We start from the raw sequence: 3,298 nt of genomic DNA on the forward strand, positions 1-3,298 counted from the left end.
ACCTATTTAGATTCTATCAAGAAAACATTTGTTAAAGACGATTTAGCAGCTTGTGTAGATAGTTTGTGGTTAAAGGAATTAACCAATTTAGACATTTATAATAACCTTACAGAAGATATTCAAACTATTAATATTGACGAAAAAGTTGATTATGAATTGCCTACAGAGTTGTTAAAAACACGATTACAAGAAATGGATGAGAAGTCACCATTTCATATCGAATACAACCAAGGTTTAGAAAACATAATCAAGTCGTTTTTGAAAAATAGAAAACGGGCTTTTGAACGGTTAATGGCTATTTCAGAATATTATTTTCCTTTATTTGAAGAAGCATTTGATAAACAAAATGTTCCTCTTGAAATCAAATATTTAGCCGTTGTTGAGTCGGCATTAAACCCAAAAGCGGTTTCTAGAGTGGGCGCAACGGGACTTTGGCAGTTCATGTACCAAACGGGAAAACAATATGGATTGAAAATCGATTCGTATGTAGATGAACGTAGTGATCCCTTAAAAGCGAGTGAGGCTGCTGCTCAATACATGAAAAACATGTATGCTATTTTTGGCGATTGGGATTTGGTTTTAGCATCGTATAATTCAGGACCGGGCAATGTGGCTAAAGCTATTCGTCGTTCGGGAGGGCAACAAAATTATTGGAACATTCGTAAAAATTTACCACAAGAAACGCAAGGATATGTACCCGCCTTTTTAGCAACGATGTATATTTATGAATACCATAAAGAACACGGAATTAAACCTGAAAGAGCTCCTATCAAGCATTTTGCTACTGATACGGTAATGATTAAAAGGCAGATGTCTTTCAAACAAATTTCAGATTTGATTGATATTCCAGTGGCTCAATTACAAATTTTGAATCCTTCCTACAAATTAAATGTGGTGCCGTCTTACAGAGATCAAAGCCATTATTTGAGATTGCCTCAAGATAAGATGGCGGTTTTTACTTCTAATGAATCGAAGATTTATGCCTATGTGGATAGAGAAGCTAACTTAAGAGAAAAGCCTTTCCAAATCGTTCGTCCAATTGTTCCTCAAGACTCTGTAAATACGTTTCAAAGATTGGCACAAGCCAAAGTGCGTTATTATCGTGTCAAGCGTGGAGATAATCTGAGTACAATTGCTAAGAAATATGACGTTGCAGTTGAAGATCTTAAGAAATGGAATAACATTAAAGGAAATGAAGTTGCTTACGGAAAAAATCTAAAAATCAATGGTACGGATGTAGAACAAAAATCGACTGCCGTAGCGAAAGTTGAAGTAGATAAAAAAGCAGTTCAAAAAGACAGCGTGGTAACAACAACCTCGTCTTATGTGGTTCAAAAAGGAGATAACTTAAGTACTATTGCTAAAAAATTCAATATCACGGTAGCTGATATTCAAGAATGGAACAAGTTAACCAACACTAATGTTCAGTTAGGTGCTTCACTTCAAGTGGCCAAAACTCCAACGGTTAAAGAAGAAGTTGCCGTTGCTCCTGAAAGAAAAGATATTCAATATGTTGTTCAAAAAGGAGATAATTTGGGTAACATTGCTAAGAAATTCGGAGCGTCATTAGACGATTTGAAACAATGGAATAATTTAGCATCCAATTCAATTGCTTTAGGGAGTACATTAATTGTTGCCAAAAATGAGATTGCAATTGTAACCAATAAAGCGACAGTAGCTAGTTTTAAAAAGAAAGATGATTATACAACGCCTGCTAAAAAAGAAGCAGAATACTATGTGAAAAAAGGAGATTCCTTGTATAGCATCTCCAAAAAATATCCAGGTGTGACTATTTCTGATTTAAAGAAATGGAACAACATCAAAGAAGAAGAATTGAAACCGGGAATGAAATTAAAAATTAACGGATAATTCAATGAATCAATTTAAATTTGGGTTTTATTTCATAATGTAAGAATCATGAATAAAACCCATTTTTTATGCCTACTCCTTTCAGCTACACTGTTTTCTTGTTTCAAGAAAGAAGCCGACTTACCTCGTAAAACAACGGGTAAAATCAACACAATTTCGGTAATTATTGACGATCAATTGTGGAATGGAGAAATTGGCGATAGCATCCGAAATAAATTTGCATCTCCAGTAATTGGACTACCTGAAGAAGAACCTCTTTTTACTATCAACCAATATCCTGTTAAATTACTGGAAGGTTTTGCTACTGATAGTCGTGCGATTTTGGTAATCAAAAAAGACGACGACAATAAATTTGAAATCAATAAAAATCAATACGCCTCTCCTCAAAATGTATTTCATATTTCGGGTAAAACAGCCACTGAAATATTGCAATTGTTGGAAGAACATACCCCAGAAATAATCTACCGTATTGAACAAGGAGAAATTGCAGAAAGTCAGCGAATAAATAGAAAGAAGCTTCTCCCAATCGCATCTATTAAGAAACAATTTCGACTTATTATTCAAGTTCCTTCCGATTTTGAACAGGTAGCACAAAAAACCAATTTCGTTTGGTTAAAGAAAAATAGTATTAGTGGAAGTAGTAGTTTGTTACTTTATCAGGTGCCATTGCAAACGATTAGGGAAGAGAATGTTGCGGTTGCTATTCTTAAGATGAGAGATTCCATTGGGAAATACATTAAAGGGACAGAACCCAATACCTATATGATTAGCGAGACAGGGTACACCCCTTATTTTTTTAAATCAAAGTTGGATAATCGATTGACGTATGAAACAAGAGGCACTTGGCAACTCCAAAACGATTATATGTCCGGACCTTTTATCAATTATGCCATTGTAGATACCGCTAATAATAGATTGCTAGTTTTGGAAGGATTTTGTTATTCGCCTTCCAAAGAAAAAAGAGACGTCATGCACGAATTAGAAGCAATTATCCATTCGGTTCATTTACTTAAAAACAATACATTTACCCCACATAAAAATAAAATTCATGGCACTAGAATGGAAGATTAAATCTTTTGAATCACTTTCTGTACACGAGTTGTACGATATTCTGCGTTTGCGAAGCGAAATCTTTGTTGTTGAACAAAACTGTGTCTATCTTGATTTGGACGGCAAAGACCAAAAAGGATTGCATCTTTTTGGAACATTTGAAGGGAAGATTGTAGCCCACGCACGACTTTTTAAACCTGGAATTTCGTTTGTACATGCTTCTATTGGTAGAGTTGTAGTACATTCTAAATACCGAGATAGAAAATGGGGTCACGAATTAATGCAACAGGCAATAGCTGGAGTTTTCAATCATTTTGGAGCAACCGAAATTACCATAGGGGCTCAACTGTATTTGAAAAAATTCTATGAGAGTCATGGG

General features: G+C 34.9%; 3 protein-coding genes. All 3 read left to right on the plus strand.

Translation table 11 applies throughout. From position 1 onward, the window contains the following. Positions 1 to 1,869, plus strand: a 1,869-nt coding sequence (locus tag ACKOWY_RS03640; protein ID WP_408940087.1) for a LysM peptidoglycan-binding domain-containing protein, incomplete at its 5' end; no start/stop codon positions are given. A gap of 48 nt (positions 1,870 to 1,917) precedes the next feature. Then, the gene (locus tag ACKOWY_RS03645) at positions 1,918 to 2,940 is read left to right on the plus strand and encodes a DUF4837 family protein (protein ID WP_408940088.1); all 1,023 of its coding nucleotides are present in this window, start codon (positions 1,918 to 1,920) and stop codon (positions 2,938 to 2,940) included. Beyond that, positions 2,918 to 3,298 (plus strand): GNAT family N-acetyltransferase (locus ACKOWY_RS03650; protein WP_408940089.1); only part of this gene is annotated, 381 nt, incomplete at its 3' end. The genes ACKOWY_RS03645 and ACKOWY_RS03650, both read left to right, overlap by 23 nt.

The sequence above is a fragment of the Flavobacterium sp. genome (assembly GCF_046073885.1).
In the GTDB taxonomy this organism is placed as follows: Bacteria; Bacteroidota; Bacteroidia; order Flavobacteriales; family Flavobacteriaceae; genus Flavobacterium.